Annotated in this window: 2 protein-coding genes and 1 pseudogene; all 3 read left to right on the top strand. The window is 41.5% G+C overall.

Going from position 1 to position 2,172, the window contains the following annotated elements:
- Positions 1-139: 139 nt before the first annotated feature.
- A pseudogene (locus DNJ75_RS15760) lies at positions 140-577 on the top strand (ATP-binding cassette domain-containing protein); the annotation flags it as partial.
- A gap of 78 nt (positions 578-655) precedes the next feature.
- Positions 656-1,039: an oligopeptide/dipeptide ABC transporter ATP-binding protein gene (locus DNJ75_RS15755; RefSeq protein ID WP_325048320.1), complete on the top strand. Its 384-nt coding sequence runs from the start codon at positions 656-658 to the stop codon at positions 1,037-1,039.
- Complete coding sequence (locus DNJ75_RS14675) at positions 1,029-2,036, top strand: ABC transporter ATP-binding protein (RefSeq protein ID WP_117004175.1); 1,008 nt, start codon at positions 1,029-1,031, stop codon at positions 2,034-2,036. Before DNJ75_RS15755 ends, DNJ75_RS14675 begins: the two co-directional genes overlap by 11 nt.
- Positions 2,037-2,172 lie beyond the last annotated feature (136 nt).

Genomic DNA, 2,172 nt, shown 5'->3' with positions numbered 1-2,172 from the left:
GAAAAACTGCTATGAGTTATCCAGAGAGTTATTTAAAAGTGTCATTGCTAAGTTTGTGACTGAGTTCGCACCATCGATGGAATCGCTACTACCAAAATTCATGCCATCCATCAATGCGTAAGTCCTATTTAGTTTAGATCAAGGGGAGACCTTAGGGATTGTTGGCGAGTCAGGCTCAGGCAAAAGCCAAACTGTATTGGCATTAATGGGCTTATCAGCGTCTAATGCGGTGATCTCGGGCTCTGCTAAGTTTGATGGCAAAGAGTTGGTTGGTATGCCAACGAATGCATTAAATAAAATCCGTGGTGATCAAATTTCAATGATTTTCCAAGATCCGATGACCTCGCTGAATCCTTATATTACGGTTGAAAAGCAATTATCAGAGACATTGATGATTCATCGCAATTGCTCAAAAGCTGAAGCAGCCAAGAGGACCATAGAGATGCTTGATGCCGTACATATTCCCGATGCTAAGAATCGAGTAAAGCTTTACCCGCATGAGTTCTCGGGTGGCATGCGTCAACGGGTGATGATTGCAATGGCGCTGATGTGTCGCCCGAAACTATTAATTGCTGATGAACCGACAACCGCATTAGATGTGACGGTGCAAGCGCAGATTTTGAAACTATTAAAAGAGTTGCAAAATGAATTTCATATGGCGACGATTTTAATTACCCATGATATTGGTGTTGTTGCCGGTGCATGTGATCGCGTAATGGTAATGTATGGTGGCTCGCCAGTTGAGTCAGCAGGTATCGATGATTTGTTTAAACATCATCATCACCCATATACCAAAGATTTAATGGCAGCAACACCGCGCGTTGATATCCCAAGCGCACGCTTACAGGCAATTCCAGGAGAACCGCCTGATTTATCCAATTTACCACAAGGTTGTGCATTTCAACCGCGCTGTGATTTTGCCTTACAAAACTGTTTAAGTCATAAACCAAAGCTTGAAAATTACTCATCAGGTAAAGCGCATTTAGTTGCATGCTTTTATGCCAAACAACAAATGGAGGCAACAACTCATGCTGAATAGTGAAACGGTTTTAAATATAGAGAACTTAAAGGTTTATTTTCCATTGAAAAAATCATGGCCTTGGCAAGAAACACGCTTTGTCAAAGCGGTAGATGGTGTGTCATTTGATGTCAAAAAGGGTGAAACCTTAGGTATCGTGGGTGAGTCAGGTTGTGGTAAATCAACATTGATTCGTGCGGTGGTTGGCTTAGTTAATGCAACTGAGGGTAAAGTGGTATGGGCAGGCAAAGACTTAACGGCATTGAAACATAAAAAGTCATGGCAGCCGGTGAGAAAAGAGATTCAAATGATTTTCCAAGATCCATTTGCCTCCCTTAATCCACGTATTACTATTGGTAATATTATTGCTGAACCATTAAAAGTGCATGAGCCTAAGCTATCCAAAGAAGAGCGGCGTACACGTGTTGAACAAATGATGCGTATGGTGGGCTTATCGCCAAAACATATTAATCGTTACCCTCATCAATTCTCAGGTGGGCAGTGTCAGCGTGTAGGTATTGCGCGCGCGCTGATATTAAAGCCATCGATTTTGGTATGTGATGAGCCAGTTAGTGCGCTGGATGTATCGATTCAAGCGCAAGTAGTAAATTTATTAAAAGAGCTGCAACAAACACTAGGCTTGACGATTTTATTCATTGCACATAACTTAAGTGTGGTTAAGCATATTTCAGATCGCATTATGGTGATGTATTTGGGTAACTTAATGGAAGTTGGTGAGTCAAAAGCATTATGTGATCACCCAACACATCCTTATACCAAAGCGTTATTATCAGCGGTGCCATTGCCAGATCCAGTACTTGAACGTGCTAAAAAAATTCAGATTTTGGAGGGAGATTTACCCTCACCGATTAATCCACCATCGGGGTGCGTGTTTCGTACACGTTGCCCACTGGCGGATGAAGCGTGTGCCAAAGACAAGCCGCAGTTATATGCGTTGTCAGATGAGCGCAAAGCGGCATGTATAAAATTACAGGTTAAACTATTAAATGTCAACTAACTTTTCCGGCACGGCTGTCCCATCTAAAATATGTTGACTTTTGCTAAATTTATCTTTGAAGTTGTCATCAAAGGAATCTATTGTATTAGCTATGACTCAGGAAATATCCACCACTTTTGAAAATCACTTTAAAGAT

It is taken from the genome of Cysteiniphilum litorale, from assembly GCF_003428165.1.
In the GTDB taxonomy this organism is placed as follows: Bacteria; Pseudomonadota; Gammaproteobacteria; order Francisellales; family Francisellaceae; genus Caedibacter; species Caedibacter litoralis.
Note: the sequence above shows the minus strand (reverse complement) of the source record. Positions and strands in the feature narration are given on the sequence as shown.

Coding starts and splice junctions, on each gene's coding strand:
- DNJ75_RS14675 (WP_117004175.1), top strand. CDS start 1,029: ATGCTGAATAGTGAAACGGTTTTAAATATAGAGAACTTAAAGGTTTAT.
- DNJ75_RS15755 (WP_325048320.1), top strand. CDS start 656: ATGGCGACGATTTTAATTACCCATGATATTGGTGTTGTTGCCGGTGCA.